Source organism: Cupriavidus sp. WS, assembly GCF_000395345.1.
In the GTDB taxonomy this organism is placed as follows: Bacteria; Pseudomonadota; Gammaproteobacteria; order Burkholderiales; family Burkholderiaceae; genus Cupriavidus; species Cupriavidus basilensis_B.
In genome coordinates this window covers 1-14,136 of record NZ_AQPL01000278.1, presented here as the reverse complement: position 1 = coordinate 14,136, position 14,136 = coordinate 1, and the positions used below count along the sequence as shown (strand labels likewise).

Genomic DNA, 14,136 nt, shown 5'->3' with positions numbered 1-14,136 from the left:
GGACGGCGGCCCGTACGCGCGAATGCGGATGTGCAGCTGGCCCGCACATGGCTTGCCCGGCTGCCGCCACCGCTGTCGTGGCCATCGCCGATGCCGCCGATGCCCGTCAAAAGCAAGAAAGCCCCCGAAGGGGCTTTCTTGTCGGCTGGAACCTGAAGCGTCCCCGCGCGGGGCGGGGACTTGCCCGTGAAGGCAATCAGGCCAGGAACGATCAGAAAATGTGGCGGATGCCCAGGGCTGCGCCGGTCTGGTTGTTCCTGCCCGGCAGTTCGGTCTGCGTGCCGCCGGTCAGCTTGTTGTAGTCCACGGTGCCGTAGACCTGGGTGCGCTTGGACAGCGAGTACTCGGCCAGCAGCACGCCGGTGTAGCGGTTGCCTGCGTTGTTCGCCACGCCGTTCGCGTCCTTGACGTGGTCGCCGTAGAACACGCCGGTCAGCGCCAGGGCCGGGGTCAGCTGATAGGTCAGACCCAGGTAGCCGATCATGTCCTTGCGCGGGTTGGCCGTGAAGTTGCCGGCCGGCACCGCGTTGGCGCTGCCTGCGGCCAGCGCGTCGCCGTTCAGGCTGGCGTCGACCGAGCCGGTGCGGTCCTTGCCACCGACGTAGCCGAGGAACACCTTGGCCGGGCCGATGCTGTACTTGCCGGACGCGCCCCACATCTGCTGCTTGTTGCCGTTGGCGTCACGGGTTTCCTGGAACACGGCGCCGACGCCGAACGGACCGAACGTGTACGCGGCGCGGGTACCCCAGTACTGCGACGAGGTGAAGCTGCCCGCCTTCTCGCCGAAGCCGTAGCTGGCGCCGACGTTCAGGCCGCCGAACTTGCCGTCGTAGCTGACCACGTTGTTGTTGCGGAAGTTGGTCAGGAAGAACGGCCAGGCGTTGCCGGTGTAGTTGCCGATGGTCAGCGGATCGTAGTCGCCGAAGAAGTTGAAGCCTTCGGTGTACTGGCGGCCCAGCTTGATGGTACCGAAATCACCCGACAGGCCCACGTAGGCCTGGCGACCGAACAGGCTGTTGTTCTGGTTAGCGCGGCCGGTATCGGGATCGAAGCCGTTTTCCAGCTGGAAGATCGCCTTCAGGTTGTTACCCAGGGCTTCGGCGCCTTTGATGCCCCAGCGGCTGTTGGTGATGGCACCGTTGGTCAGCTGGAACTGGTTGTCGTTGGCACCGTTCGAGTTGCTGGTGTAACGGATGCTCTGGTCGACGATACCGTACAGGGTAACGGACGACTGAGCGTAGGCGCTGCCGGCCAGCAGCGTGCCAATTGCGAGGGTCAGGGCTGATTTCTTCATAGTGCTCCTTTTCTGTTCTGTCGTGTCCGCTGCCGGATCACGGTGGCGGACGGGTTTACGTTTCGTGTAAACGCCGCGAAAATTTAACAAAACGGAAAAGATTAGGACACTAATGGACGTTGTTGGCCGCCTCTAAGCGGGCAAATGGTGCAAAAACCGTTGTGATGCCGCGACAAAACGACAAAATGGTGCAGCGCGAAATGACAGTGGTGCAGCTTGCTTACCCCGCCGTGGGAGGGCTTCCAGCCTGGTTTTCCGGGGCTCGGATTGGCTGAAGAACCGGGTCGGCCGAGACGGCGCGCGAGGCCGGCAGCGAAGCGCGGCGAGGCCGGCGCCTGGCGAGCCGCCGTGACGCCGCATCGGGCGGCTTGCCGGCGCGCCCGGCCAACGCACCCGGCCAACGCGCCAAGTCGACGCGCCTAACACGCGCCCGATCACGCGCCCAGTCAACGCACCCGGTCAGGCCCAGTCAGGCGCGCTCAACGAACCCGCTCAACGAAGCCGGGATGCGGGGCATCAGCCCTGCGGGATCTCGATCTTGACCTCGAGCACCTCCAGGTTGTCCTGGCGCTCGAGGCTCACGCGCAGGTCCTGGTCGCTGATTTTCACGTATTTCGAAATGACCGCGACCAGTTCGCGCTGCAGGGCGGGCAGGTAGTCGGCCGGCGCCGAATGGCCGGTGCGTTCGTGGGCGAGAATGATCTGGAGCCGCTCCTTGGCAACGGAGGCGGATTTCTTTTTCTCGCCGAGCAGGAAGGACAGGATCGACATGGTGGCAGGCCCTCCTTACTTGTTGCCGAAGATGCGGGAGAGCAGCCCCGGCTTCTGGTAGTCGGTGAAGCGCATCGGCTTGTCCTTGCCCAGGAAACGGTCGACCACGTCGCCGTAGGCGTCGGCCACGTCGCTGCCTTCCAGGTGGATGGCCGGCGTGCCCTGGTTGGAGGCGTGCAGCACCGCCTCCGACTCCGGCACCACGCCGATGAGCTTGATGCGCAGGATTTCCTGGATGTCGGTCAGCGACAGCATCTCGCCGCCGTGCACGCGCTTGGGGTTGTAGCGCGTGATCAGCAGGTGTTCCTTGATCGGCTCGCCGCCTTCGCTGGCGCGCTTGGTCTTGGACGCCAGGATGCCCAGGATGCGGTCCGAGTCGCGCACCGAGGACACTTCCGGGTTGGTCACGACCAGCGCCTCGTCGGCGAAATACATGGCCAGCAGCGCGCCCGACTCGATGCCCGCGGGCGAGTCGCACACGATGTACTCGAAGCCCATCTCGACCAGGCCGTTGATGACCTTCTCCACGCCTTCCTTGGTCAGCGCGTCCTTGTCACGCGTCTGCGAGGCCGGCAGGATGAACAGGTTCTCGCACTTCTTGTCCTTGATCAGGGCCTGGTTCAGGTTGGCCTCGCCCTGCACCACGTTGACCAGGTCGTACACCACGCGGCGCTCGCAGCCCATGATCAGGTCGAGGTTGCGCAGGCCGACGTCGAAGTCGATCACGGCAGTCTTGTGGCCACGCAGGGCCAGCCCGGCGGAGAAGCTGGCGCTGGTGGTGGTCTTGCCTACGCCTCCCTTGCCGGAGGTCACAACGATGATTTTTGCCATGGCTCTTGGATCCAGTAATGGTTGAAGCTTGCGCTGCTGTGGTTGGTGCTCGGCGGCGGTGTTACTTCATCCGGAGCGGTTCGAGGATCAGTTTTTCGCCGTCCAGGCGTACCTGGGCGGGCTTGCCCAGCACGTCGGCGGGCAGCGACAGTTCGCCGGTGCGGTAGATGCCGGCGATGGAAAGCAGTTCGGGTTCCAGGCAGGTGCAGAAGATGCGCGCCTGCGTGTCGCCCTTGACGCCCGCCAGCGCGCGGCCGCGCAGCGGGGCATAGACGTGGATGTTGCCCTCGGCGATGACCTCGGCGCCGTAGCTGACCAGGTCCAGGATCACCACGTCGCCGGCGGCGTAGACCTGCTGGCCCGAGCGCAGCGGCTTGTCGATCAGCATGGTCGGCACGCTGCGCGCGGCGGCGTCCGCCACCGTGGCGGCGACCACCTCGGCCGCGGCCTGCGCCGGCCCGGGCGGGGCTTCCGCCGGGGCCGCGGCGGGCCCCTCGGCCGGCCCGGCCTGCGTAGTCTGCGTGGCCGGCGCGGCTTCTTCGCGGCCGCCGCGCCGGCTGTGGCTGTCCAGCAGCGGCAGGCCGAAGGACGCCGCCCAGCCGTGCTGGGCCTCGCGCGCCACCACGCCGATGGCGCGGGCCTTGAGCTGGGCCAGGGTCTCGATCACCGTGTCGAGCGCGATCCGCTCGTCGCCTTCCAGGCGGCGCAGGTCGAGGGCGACGACATCGTTGGAGAAGAAATCGGGGGTCGATTCGAAGCGGGACAGGAGGTCGTCCCGCAGCGCTGCCATGTCAGCGGACTTGAGCGCGAGGAGGAGGGCGTCGACGTTGCCACTGCGCAGTTCGAAGCGTGGCGATTTCTTCTGGGACATAGTCGGTGACCGTGGAAATGGGACATTCTAACGTCAGCTGGAGGCAGAACTGTAACAAATACCCCTGCCGGGCTTTCCAGTGCCGGATGGGGCGCGCGCCAGGCCGCCGCGGCCACCCGCCGCGCACGCGGCCGCACTTCGTCGCACTTCGTCGCCCTGCGCCGCAGGGCGGCCGCATGTCCGCTGCCGGTTCGCCGCCGCGCCGCCCCCGCGCGGGCCGCGCTCTTGTTACGATTGCGCCATTCGGACAAGGGAGCAGGCATGGGTGCGATCGTCAACAGCGTGGCTTACCGCGACGGCAAGCGGCTCGGGGATGTGGCGGTGGACGAGATCAGCGACGCCATCGCGGTGCCCGGCACCTTTGTCTGGCTCGGCCTGCACGAGCCGGACCTGCCGCTGCTGCGCAAGGTGCAGCAGGAATTCGGCCTGCACGACCTCGCCGTGGAAGACGCCCTCGACGCACACCAGCGCCCCAAGCTGGAGACCTACGGCGACTCCATCTTCGTCGTGCTCAACACCGCCCAGCTGGTGAACGAGGAGGTGGTGGTGGGCGAGACCCACCTGTTCGTCGGGCCGCGCTACGTGGTGTCGGTGCGCCACGGCGCCAGCAGCAGCTACGCGCCGGTGCGCGAGCGCTGCGAGAGCGACCCGCGCGCGCTCGCCAACGGGCCGGGCTACGTGCTCTACGCGCTGATGGATTTCGTGGTGGACCACTACATGCCCATCGTCACGCGGCTCGAGGACGCCTTCGAGCAGCTCGAGCAGGGCATCTTCCGCGACGAGTTCGACCGCGCCGCCATCGAGCACCTGTACCACATCAAGCGCCAGGTCCTGCGCCTGCGCAACGCGGTCTACCCGATCGAGGAGATCTGCGGGCAACTGATCCGGCTGCACGAGGAGCTGGTGCCCAAGGAGCTGCGCGCCTACTTCCGCGACATCGAGGACCATGCCAGCCGCCTGGTGCGCACGCTCGACGTGGTGCGCGAAATGCTGACCACCGCGGTGCAGGTCAACCTGGCGCTGGTCACTGTCGGCCAGAACGAGATCGTCAAGCGCCTGGCCGGCTGGGGCGCCATCCTGGCGATTCCCACCGTGGTGTTCAGCCTGTACGGGATGAACTTCAACTTCATGCCGGAGCTGAAGTTCCACTACGCCTACCCGACCGTGATCGGCGTGACCGCGCTGGCCTGCGCGGGGCTCTGGCGCAAATTGCACAAGTCGGGCTGGATCTAGCCGGACGGGTGTCCGGCGCGGCTTGCGCCGGTGCGTTTCAATTGCCGCAAGCGGCGGGCTGATCTTTGCCGGCCACCGCACGCCACCACCACTCCCCCGTCTTTATATTTTCTTTACACCCCCCTTCCCCCTCTCTACCCCGTTTTTACCGCGCCATCCCTAACCTGCCATCTGTGAATCACTCACGGTGTTTGTCATGGACGGGATCTATTTCATTGGTTTGTTGCTGTTCGGTGCGCTGACCGGCGCACTGCTGGCGCTGTGCGCCGCGCTGGGTGGCAAGCCGCCGGGCGCGGCCGACGGTCCGGGAGCGGACGGCGCCGACGCGCGCCGCAAGGACAGCGCCGCGGACAGGAGGCTGTGATGGACTGGGCCGATCTGCTGGGCGGCGTGCTCGCCGCTGCTGTCTTCATCTACCTCCTGATTGCCCTGTTCCGGCCGGAGAAATTCTGATGTCAACCGAATTCCTGGGACTGCTCGTCCTCTACCTCGCCATCCTGCTGGCGCTCGCGCCGTTCCTCGGGCGCTACATCCGCCGCGCGATGGAGGATGGCGGCTACCGCGCCACCGCCTGGGGCCGGCCGCTGGAGCGCCTGCTATACCGCGCGGGCGGCGTGCGCGCCGACGCCGGCATGGGCTGGAAGCAATACACGGTGGCGCTGGTCGCCTTCAACATGCTGGGCGTGGTGGCGGTCTACGCGCTGCAGCGGCTGCAGGCGTGGCTGCCGTTCAACCCGCAGGGCTTCGGCGCGGTGTCGCCGGACTCGGCCTTCAACACCGCGGTGAGCTTCGTCTCCAACACGAACTGGCAGGGTTATGCCGGCGAATCCACCATGAGCTACCTCACGCAGATGCTGGCGCTCACGGTGCAGAACTTCTTCTCGGCGGCCACCGGCATCGCCGTGGTGTTCGCGCTGATCCGCGGCTTCGCGCGCCAGAGCGCGGCGACCATCGGCAACTTCTGGGTGGACGTCACGCGCTGCACGCTCTACGTGCTGCTGCCGCTGTCGGTCGCCTTCGCCGTGGCGCTGGTCGGCCAGGGCGTGATCCAGAACTTCGACGCCTACAAGGAAGTCGCGCTGGTGACGCCCATCGAGTACAGCCAGCCCAAGGTGGACGCCGCCGGCCAGCCGGTGCTCGACGCCAAGGGCGCGCCCGTCACCGAGGCCATGAAGACCGGCACGCAGACGCTGGCGATGGGCCCGGTGGCCTCGCAGGAAGCCATCAAGATGCTCGGCACCAACGGCGGCGGCTTCTTCAACGCCAACTCGGCGCATCCGTTCGAGAATCCGACCGAGCTGGCCAACCTGCTGCAGATGCTGGCCATCTTCCTGATCCCGGCGGCGCTGTGCTTCACCTTCGGCGAGATGGTCAAGGACCGCCGCCAGGGCGTGGCGGTGCTGGCGTCGATGACGGTGATCTTCGTGGCGATGGCGTGCGTGGCGGCGCTGTCCGAGCAGCAGGCCAATGCCGCGCTGGCGGGTTTGCCGGTCGACCACGTGGCCAGCGCGCTGCAGGCCGGCGGCAACATGGAAGGCAAGGAAACCCGCTTCGGCATCGCCGCCAGCGCGCTGTTCGCCACCATCACCACGGCGGCCTCGTGCGGCGCGGTCAATGCCATGCACGACTCCTTCACCGCCATCGGCGGGCTGGTGCCGATGCTGCTGATGCAGCTCGGCGAGGTGGTGTTCGGCGGGGTCGGCTCGGGCCTGTACGGCATGCTGGTGTACGCGGTGCTGGCGGTCTTCATCGCCGGCCTGATGATCGGCCGCACGCCCGAATACCTGGGCAAGAAGATCGAGGCCTACGAGATGAAGATGACCGCGGTGGCGATCCTCGTCACGCCGCTGCTGGTGCTGCTCGGCACCGCCGTGGCGGTGATGGTGGAGGCCGGGCGCGCGGGCGTGTTCAACCCCGGCACGCACGGCTTCTCGGAGATCCTCTACGCGCTCTCGTCGGCGGCCAACAACAACGGCAGCGCCTTCGCCGGGCTGTCGGCCAACACGCCGTTCTACAACGGGCTGCTGGCCGCGGCGATGTGGCTCGGCCGCTTCTGGATCATCGTGCCGATCCTGGCGCTGGCCGGCTCGCTGGCCGCCAAGAAGCGCGTGCCGGTGACGGGCGGCACCATGCCCACGCACGGCCCGCTGTTCGTGGTGCTGCTGGTCGGCTCGGTGCTGATGGTGGGCGCGCTGACCTACGTCCCGGCGCTGGCGCTGGGGCCGGTGGCGGAGCAATTGCAGGGCGCCGTGGTCACGGCGGCAGGAAAGTAGCCCGGGGCCGCCCGCCCGCCGCGCATCGCCGCGCGGGCGGCATCCCCAGGCAGATCAGCGTATTGCGGAGAAACGCATGCAACAAGAATCGATGGTGACGCGCGGCAAGCAGGCCGGCGCGGCACCGGCAAGCACCACCCCGGCGGCCACTGGCGGCGCGCCGGCCCCGGGCGGCACCCACAAGGCAGGCGCCCACCAGGGCGGCGGCCACCAGCGCCCGCCGCGCGGCGGCATGTTCGCGCCCGAGCTGGTCAGGCCGGCCCTGCTCGACGCGGTGAAGAAGCTGTCGCCGCGCGACCAGCTGCGCAACCCGGTGATGTTCGTGGTCTACGTGGGCAGCATCCTGACCACCATCCTGTTCTTCCGCGCGCTGTTCGCGCCCGCCAGCGCGGGCGGCGAGAGCGCGGGCTTCATCCTCGCGGTGTCGGTGTGGCTGTGGTTCACCGTGCTGTTCGCCAACTTCGCCGAGGCGCTCGCCGAAGGGCGCAGCAAGCAGCAGGCCGAGGCGCTGCGCGGGCTCAAGACCACCGTCACCGCGAAACTGGTCAAGGAAGGCCGGCGCGACTGGCGCGCCGCCGGCGCCACCGAGGCGCGCGCGGCCACCGCGCTGCGCCGCGGCGACGTGGTGCTGGTCGAGGCCGGCGACATGGTGCCCGGCGACGGCGAGGTGATCGAAGGCGTGGCCTCGGTCGACGAGAGCGCCATCACCGGCGAGTCCGCGCCGGTGATCCGCGAGTCGGGCGGCGATTTTTCCTCGGTGACGGGCGGCACGCGCGTGCTGTCGGACTGGATCGTGGTGCGCATCACCACCAATCCGGGCGAGAGCTTCATCGACCGCATGATCACGATGGTCGAGGGCGCCAAGCGCCAGAAGACCCCCAACGAGCTGGCGCTGACCATCCTGCTGGTGGGCCTGACCATCGTGCTGCTGCTGGCCACCGCCACGCTGCAGCCGTTCTCGGTGTACAGCGTGCTGGTGACGAAGGCCGGCATGCCCGTCACCATCACCGTGCTGATCGCGCTGCTGGTGTGCCTGATCCCGACCACCATCGGCGGGCTGCTGTCGGCCATCGGCGTGGCGGGCATGAGCCGCATGATGGAAGCCAACGTGATCGCCACCTCGGGCCGCGCGGTGGAAGCCGCCGGCGACGTCGACGTGCTGCTGCTCGACAAGACCGGCACCATCACCCACGGCAACCGCCAGGCCGCGCGCTTCATCGCCGCGCCCGGCGTCGGCGCGCAGCAGCTTGCCGAGGCCGCGTGGCTGTCGTCGCTGGCCGACGAGACGCCCGAGGGTCGCAGCATCGTCACGCTGGCGCGCCAGCAGTCCGGCGCCGCCGCGCCCGACATCAGCGCGCTGCGCCCGATCTTCGTGCCGTTCACCGCGCAGACCCGCATGAGCGGCGTGGACGCGGGCGGGCGCAGCGTGCGCAAGGGCGCCGCCGACGCCGTGCGCCGCTACGTGACCGAGCGCGCCGGCAAGTTCCCCGAGGCGGTGATGCAGGCCGTGGACGACGTGGCCCGCGCCGGCAGCACGCCGCTGGTGGTGGCCGAGTCGTTCGACGACGGCCGCGGCGAGACCGTGCGCGTGCTCGGCGTGGTCGAGCTCAAGGACATCGTCAAGTCCGGCATCCGCGAGCGCTTCGGCGAGCTGCGCAAGATGGGCATCCGCACCGTGATGATCACCGGCGACAACCGCCTCACCGCGGCCTCGATCGCGGCCGAGGCGGGCGTCGACGACTTCCTCGCCGAGGCCACGCCCGAAGCCAAGCTCAAGCTGATCCGCGACTACCAGGCCGAAGGCCGCCTGGTGGCGATGACCGGCGACGGCACCAACGACGCGCCCGCGCTGGCGCAGGCCGACGTGGCCGTGGCCATGAACAGCGGCACGCAGGCGGCCAAGGAAGCCGGCAACATGGTCGACCTCGACAGCAACCCGACCAAGCTGATCGAGATCGTGGAGATCGGCAAGCAGATGCTGATGACGCGCGGCTCGCTGACCACCTTCAGCGTGGCCAACGACGTGGCCAAGTACTTCGCCATCATCCCGGCCGCGTTCGCCACCACCTATCCGCAGCTCAACCTGCTCAACGTGATGGGCCTGGCCACGCCGGCCTCGGCCATCCTGTCGGCGGTGATCTTCAACGCGCTCATCATCGTGGTGCTGATCCCGCTGGCGCTGCGCGGCGTGGTGTACCGCCCGCTCGGCGCGGCCGTGCTGCTGCGGCGCAACCTGCTGGTCTACGGCCTGGGCGGCATCCTGGTGCCGTTCGTCGGCATCAAGATCATCGACATGATCCTGGTGCTGTTCGGCTGGGCGTGAGCCACGCCCGCGTCCAGGTCCATACCCAAGCCCGCGCACCGTACCCGCAAAGACATTGAACGGAGTCATCATGCATACCCAAGCCACAGCCCCCCGCGGCGCCAATGGCCAGCCCGAAACGCCCGTGCAGGGCGGCCTGCTGCGCCCGCTGCTGACGCTGTTCGTCGCGCTGTCCGCCGTCACCGGCCTGCTCTACCCGGGCGTCGTCACCGGCATCGCGCGCGCCGTGTTCCCGCACCAGGCGGCCGGCTCGCTGATCGTCAAGGACGGCAAGGCGGTCGGCTCCGAGTTGATCGGCCAGCCCTTCTCCGACCCGAAGTACTTCTGGGGCCGCTTGTCGGCCACCGCGCCGATGCCCTACAACGGCGCCGCCTCGGTCGGCTCCAACTACGGCCCGAGCAACCCCGCGCTGACCGACGCCGCGCGCGCGCGCATCGACGCGCTGCACGCGGCCGACCCGGCCAACCAGGCGCCGGTGCCGGTCGATCTCGTCACCGCCTCGGCCAGCGGCCTGGACCCGCACATCAGCCCGGCCGCCGCGCAGTACCAGGCCGCGCGCGTGGCGCGCGCGCGCGGCCTGCCGGCCGAGCGGGTGCAGGCGCTGGTGGCGGCCAATACGCAAGGGCCGCTGCTGGCGGTGCTGGGCGATCCGGTGGTCAACGTGCTCAAGCTGAACCTGGCGCTGGATGCGGAAACGCCGTGACGGCGCGGGCTTTGCTCCCCTGTCCCGCGTGCGGGACAGGGGCCGGGGGAGAGCGCCGGCGCATCAACCGCCGCCGCGCCCGGCCGCGCGCCGCCGTGGCACAATCGTCCGCATCCTCCCGCCTTGCGCGCAGCGCGCCTTCCCATGCCTGACACCGCCACGCGCGACACGCCGCCGCGGCCCGATCCCGACGCCCTGCTGCAACGCATGCAGGCCGAGGGCGAGCGCGCCGCGCGCGGCAGGCTGCGCGTGTATTTCGGCGCCTCGGCCGGCGTAGGCAAGACCTTCGCCATGCTGGCCGCGGCGCGCGCGCTGCGCGAGCAGGGCAGCGACGTGCTGGTCGGCGTGGTGGAAACCCACGGCCGCGCCGAGACCGAGGCGCTGCTCGACGGCCTCGAGCGGCTGCCGCCGAAGGCCATGCCGCACCAGAAGCTGGACGACCGCGTGCTGCACGAGTTCGATCTCGACGGCGCGCTGGCGCGGCACCCGGCGCTGATCCTGGTCGACGAGCTCGCGCATTCCAACGCGCCCGGCAGCCGCCACCCGAAGCGCTGGCAGGACATCGAGGAACTGCTGTCCGCAGGCATCGACGTGTGGACCACCGTCAACGTCCAGCATCTCGACAGCCTCAACGAGGCGGTCGGCGGCATCACCGGCATCCGCGTGTGGGAGACCGTGCCCGACACGGTGTTCGACGATGCCGACGAAGTGATCCTGGTGGACCTGCCCGCCGACGAGCTGCTGCGGCGCCTGCGCGACGGCAAGGTCTACATGCCGGAGCAGGCGCGTACCGCGGCCAGCAATTTCTTCCGCAAGGGCAACCTGATCGCGCTGCGCGAGCTGGCGCTGCGCCGCACCGCCGACCGCGTGGACGACGACGTGCGCGCCTACCGCCACGCCGAATCGATCCGCCCGGTGTGGCGCACGCGCGAGGCGGTGCTGGCCTGCATCGGCACCGGCGACGATGCCGCGCAGGTGGTCAAGAGCGCGCGGCGGCTGGCCGGCCAGCTCGATTGCGACTGGCACGTGGTGACGGTGGCCACGCCGCGCCTGGCGCCGCTGGCCGCGCCGGCGCGCGCCAGCCTGGAAGCGGCGATGCGGCTGGCCGAGGAGCTCGGCGCGCGCACCGAGACGCTGGCCGGCAGCGACATCGTGCAGGCCGTGACCGGCTACGTGCGCCGCCACAACCTGACCAAGGTGGTGGTGGGGCGCGCGCCCGGCGCGTGGCACCGCGCCGGCGGCGGCGTGCTGGCGCGCGGCCGCGCGCTGCTGGCGCTCGCGCTGGCGCCGTTCCTGGGCGCGCGCGCGTGGCTGTTCGGGCGCCACAGCTTTGCCGATTCGCTGGCGCTGGGCTGCCCCGAGATCGACGTGATCCGCGTGGCCGCCGACGCGATGGCGGCCGACGCGCGCCACCGCGCGCAGCCGGCGGCGGGGCCGGGTTCGCGCGCGGACGTGCGCGGCGACCTCGATGCCGGCGCGGCCGGCGTGGCCGACGGCGAGCGCGGCGTGGCGGCGCGCCGCCTCGACTACCTGTGGGCGGTGGCGTGGTGCGCCGGCGCCAGCGTGCTGTCGGCGCTGGCGCGGCCGTGGTTCGAGCTGGTCAACATCGCCATGCTGTTCCTGGCCGCGGTGGTGGCGGTGGCGCTGCGCCACGGGCGCGGGCCGGCCGCGCTGGCCTCGGTGGTGTCGGTGGCCGCCTTCGACTTTTTCTTCGTGCCGCCGCGGCTGTCGTTCTCGGTCAGCGACGTGCAGTACCTCGTGACCTTCGTGGTGATGCTCACCGTGGGCCTGGTGATCGGCCAGCTGACCGCCGGGCTGCGCGAGCAGGCGCGCGTGTCGGTCGAGCGCGAGACCGAGGCGCGCACGCTCTACGAGCTGGCGCGCGAGCTGTCGGCCGCGCTGGTGCCGGAGCAGATCGTCGCCATCGGCAGCCGCTTCCTGCAGGCCGCGCTCGGCGCGCGCTCGGCCTTTTTCCTGGTCTCGCCCAAGGGCCGCCTGATGGCGCCCGCGGTGGACCCGGACCAGCGCGCCAGCGGCGCCATCGACCCGGTGCTGGCGCAATGGGTGTTCGACCACGGCCAGCCCGCCGGCACCGGCACCCACACGCTGCCCGGCAGCACCGTGCTCTACCTGCCGCTCAAGGCGCCGATGCGCACGCGCGGCGTGCTCGCGGTGGAGCCGCAGGCGTGGCGCGCGCTGGCGCAGCCCGAGCTGCGCCGCCAGGCCGACGTGTTCGCCACGCTGATCGCCATCGCCATCGAGCGGCTGCACTACGTGGAGGTGGCGCAGCAGGCGCTGGTGTCGATGGAGTCCGAGCGGCTGCGCAGCTCGCTGCTGGCCGCGGTCTCGCACGACCTGCGCACGCCGCTGACCAGCCTGGTCGGCATGGCCGAAACCATGCAGCGCGCCGAGCCGCCGCTGCCGCCGCCGCTGGCCGAGACCGTCGCCGCCATGCGCGAGCAGGCGCTGCGCATGCGCACGATGGTCATCAACCTGCTCGACATGGCGCGCCTGCAGAGCCGCGACGTGCACATGCGCAAGGAGTGGCAGTCGTGCGAGGAAATGGTCGGCGCGGCGCTGGCCGCCATGCGCGACGCGCTCGCGCGCCACCGCGTGTCGGTGTCCGGGCTGGCCGCGCTGCCGCTGGTGGAATGCGACGCCGTGCTGATGGAGCGCGTGCTGTGCAACCTGCTGGAGAACGCCGCCAAGTACACGCCGGCGGGCACCGCCATCCGCGTCTCGGGCGAGCTGGCCGACACCGAGGTGCGGCTGGTGGTGGCCGACCAGGGCCCGGGCGTGCCGCGCGGGCAGGAACAGTCGATCTTCCAGAAATTCACGCGCGGCGAGCGCGAATCGGCCACCGCCGGCGTGGGCCTGGGCCTGGCCGTGTGCGAAGCCATCGTGCAGGCGCACGGCGGGCGCATCTGGGTGGAGAGCGCGGGCGGAGACGATGGCGAAGGCCGCGGCGCGCGCTTCGTGGTGGCGCTGCCGCGCGGCACGCCGCCCGCGGTCGAGCCCGAAGCCGCGGCGGCGGGCGCAACACACAAGGAACCTCACTGAGATGGCATTCGATTTTTCGCCCACGGTACTGCTGGTCGAGGACGAGCCGCATATCCGCCGCTTCGTGCGCGAGGCGCTGCAGGCCGAAGGCTGCGCCGTGCACGAGGCCGAGACGCTCAAGCGCGGCCTGATCGACGCCGGCACGCGCCAGCCCGACATCGTGATCCTCGACCTCGGCCTGCCCGACGGCGACGGCATGACGCTGATCCGCGAGATGCGCACCTGGACCGAAGTGCCGGTGCTGGTGCTGTCCGCGCGCAGCGGCGAGGACGACAAGATCGCCGCGCTCGACGCCGGCGCCGACGACTACCTCACCAAGCCGTTCGGCGTCGGCGAACTGATCGCGCGCGTGCGCGTGCTGCTGCGCCGGCACGCCCGCCTCAATCCCCAGGGCAGCGCGCTGGTCGCCTTCGGCGACGTGCAGATCGACCTCGCCAACCGCGTGGTCACGCGGGCCGGCGAGGACGTTCACCTGACACCGATCGAATACCGCCTGCTGGCGGTGCTGATCGCGCACCGTGGCAAGGTCATGACGCACCGCGAGCTGCTGCGCGAGGTGTGGGGGCCGGCGCATTCGGAGAGCAGTCACTATCTGCGTGTCTATATGGGGCACCTGCGGCAGAAGCTGGAGAGGGATTCGGCGCAGCCGGTGCATTTGATGACGGAGTTGGGGGTGGGGTATCGGTTTGTGGGATAGGGGTTTGTTTGTGTTTTGGCTTTAAAGTTAAATTCAACGGATTTAACGTCAAAGGTCACTTCTTAACGTCAACTTCAAAG

12 protein-coding genes are annotated in these 14,136 nt (G+C 69.7%); 8 read left to right on the top strand and 4 right to left on the bottom strand.

The genetic code is table 11. From position 1 onward, the window contains the following. Nucleotides 1–211: 211 nt before the first annotated feature. The 4 genes from K206_RS0122440 to minC form a co-directional block, all read right to left on the bottom strand. Complete coding sequence (locus K206_RS0122440; protein WP_020204636.1) at nt 212–1,294, bottom strand: porin; 1,083 nt, start codon at nt 1,292–1,294, stop codon at nt 212–214. Between the two features lie 516 nt (nt 1,295–1,810). Continuing rightward, on the bottom strand, nt 1,811–2,065 hold the full coding sequence (gene minE / locus K206_RS0122435; protein WP_006164360.1) for a cell division topological specificity factor MinE: 255 nt from the start codon (nt 2,063–2,065) through the stop codon (nt 1,811–1,813). A 15-nt stretch (nt 2,066–2,080) separates the two neighbouring features. Continuing rightward, on the bottom strand, nt 2,081–2,896 hold the full coding sequence (gene minD, locus K206_RS0122430; protein ID WP_020204635.1) for a septum site-determining protein MinD: 816 nt from the start codon (nt 2,894–2,896) through the stop codon (nt 2,081–2,083). A 61-nt stretch (nt 2,897–2,957) separates the two neighbouring features. After that, nucleotides 2,958–3,767 carry a septum site-determining protein MinC gene (gene minC / locus K206_RS0122425; protein WP_020204634.1) on the bottom strand — a complete coding sequence of 270 codons (810 nt, stop codon included), beginning with the start codon at nt 3,765–3,767 and terminating at the stop codon, nt 2,958–2,960. 261 nt (nt 3,768–4,028) lie between these two features. On the opposite strand from minC, the gene K206_RS0122420 reads away from it, so the two are divergent. The 8 genes from K206_RS0122420 to kdpE all read left to right on the top strand — a co-directional run bounded on the left by K206_RS0122420 (nt 4,029) and on the right by kdpE (nt 14,056). Then, nucleotides 4,029–5,000 (top strand): magnesium and cobalt transport protein CorA, encoded by a 972-nt coding sequence (locus K206_RS0122420; RefSeq protein ID WP_020204633.1) that lies wholly within the window; start codon nt 4,029–4,031, stop codon nt 4,998–5,000. A 196-nt stretch (nt 5,001–5,196) separates the two neighbouring features. Continuing rightward, nucleotides 5,197–5,364: a hypothetical protein gene (locus tag K206_RS43035; protein ID WP_020204632.1), complete on the top strand. Its 168-nt coding sequence runs from the start codon at nt 5,197–5,199 to the stop codon at nt 5,362–5,364. After that, nucleotides 5,364–5,453 carry a K(+)-transporting ATPase subunit F gene (gene kdpF / locus K206_RS38985; RefSeq protein ID WP_020204631.1) on the top strand — a complete coding sequence of 30 codons (90 nt, stop codon included), beginning with the start codon at nt 5,364–5,366 and terminating at the stop codon, nt 5,451–5,453. The genes K206_RS43035 and kdpF overlap by 1 nt, the downstream gene beginning before the upstream one ends. Beyond that, nucleotides 5,453–7,273 carry a potassium-transporting ATPase subunit KdpA gene (gene kdpA / locus K206_RS0122405; protein WP_020204630.1) on the top strand — a complete coding sequence of 607 codons (1,821 nt, stop codon included), beginning with the start codon at nt 5,453–5,455 and terminating at the stop codon, nt 7,271–7,273. The genes kdpF and kdpA overlap by 1 nt, the downstream gene beginning before the upstream one ends. A gap of 76 nt (nt 7,274–7,349) precedes the next feature. Further along, nucleotides 7,350–9,596 carry a potassium-transporting ATPase subunit KdpB gene (gene kdpB / locus K206_RS0122400; RefSeq protein ID WP_020423867.1) on the top strand — a complete coding sequence of 749 codons (2,247 nt, stop codon included), beginning with the start codon at nt 7,350–7,352 and terminating at the stop codon, nt 9,594–9,596. 70 nt (nt 9,597–9,666) lie between these two features. Next, nucleotides 9,667–10,299 (top strand): potassium-transporting ATPase subunit KdpC, encoded by a 633-nt coding sequence (gene kdpC / locus K206_RS0122395; protein WP_020204628.1) that lies wholly within the window; start codon nt 9,667–9,669, stop codon nt 10,297–10,299. Nucleotides 10,300–10,443: 144 nt separating this feature from the next. Next, the gene (locus tag K206_RS0122390) at nt 10,444–13,359 is read left to right on the top strand and encodes a sensor histidine kinase KdpD (protein WP_020204627.1); all 2,916 of its coding nucleotides are present in this window, start codon (nt 10,444–10,446) and stop codon (nt 13,357–13,359) included. A gap of 1 nt (nt 13,360) precedes the next feature. After that, nucleotides 13,361–14,056, top strand: a complete 696-nt coding sequence (gene kdpE, locus K206_RS0122385) for a two-component system response regulator KdpE (RefSeq protein WP_020204626.1) — start codon at nt 13,361–13,363, stop codon at nt 14,054–14,056. Nucleotides 14,057–14,136: the final 80 nt, after the last annotated feature.

What these genes read in the sequence shown, in the direction of transcription:
- minD (WP_020204635.1), bottom strand. Translation starts at nt 2,896, where the DNA reads ATGGCAAAAATCATCGTTGTGACCTCCGGCAAGGGAGGCGTAGGCAAG.
- kdpE (WP_020204626.1), top strand. Translation starts at nt 13,361, where the DNA reads ATGGCATTCGATTTTTCGCCCACGGTACTGCTGGTCGAGGACGAGCCG.
- kdpC (WP_020204628.1), top strand. Translation starts at nt 9,667, where the DNA reads ATGCATACCCAAGCCACAGCCCCCCGCGGCGCCAATGGCCAGCCCGAA.
- minE (WP_006164360.1), bottom strand. Translation starts at nt 2,065, where the DNA reads ATGTCGATCCTGTCCTTCCTGCTCGGCGAGAAAAAGAAATCCGCCTCC.
- K206_RS0122420 (WP_020204633.1), top strand. Translation starts at nt 4,029, where the DNA reads ATGGGTGCGATCGTCAACAGCGTGGCTTACCGCGACGGCAAGCGGCTC.
- kdpA (WP_020204630.1), top strand. Translation starts at nt 5,453, where the DNA reads ATGTCAACCGAATTCCTGGGACTGCTCGTCCTCTACCTCGCCATCCTG.
- minC (WP_020204634.1), bottom strand. Translation starts at nt 3,767, where the DNA reads ATGTCCCAGAAGAAATCGCCACGCTTCGAACTGCGCAGTGGCAACGTC.
- kdpF (WP_020204631.1), top strand. Translation starts at nt 5,364, where the DNA reads ATGGACTGGGCCGATCTGCTGGGCGGCGTGCTCGCCGCTGCTGTCTTC.
- kdpB (WP_020423867.1), top strand. Translation starts at nt 7,350, where the DNA reads ATGCAACAAGAATCGATGGTGACGCGCGGCAAGCAGGCCGGCGCGGCA.
- K206_RS43035 (WP_020204632.1), top strand. Translation starts at nt 5,197, where the DNA reads ATGGACGGGATCTATTTCATTGGTTTGTTGCTGTTCGGTGCGCTGACC.
- K206_RS0122440 (WP_020204636.1), bottom strand. Translation starts at nt 1,294, where the DNA reads ATGAAGAAATCAGCCCTGACCCTCGCAATTGGCACGCTGCTGGCCGGC.
- K206_RS0122390 (WP_020204627.1), top strand. Translation starts at nt 10,444, where the DNA reads ATGCCTGACACCGCCACGCGCGACACGCCGCCGCGGCCCGATCCCGAC.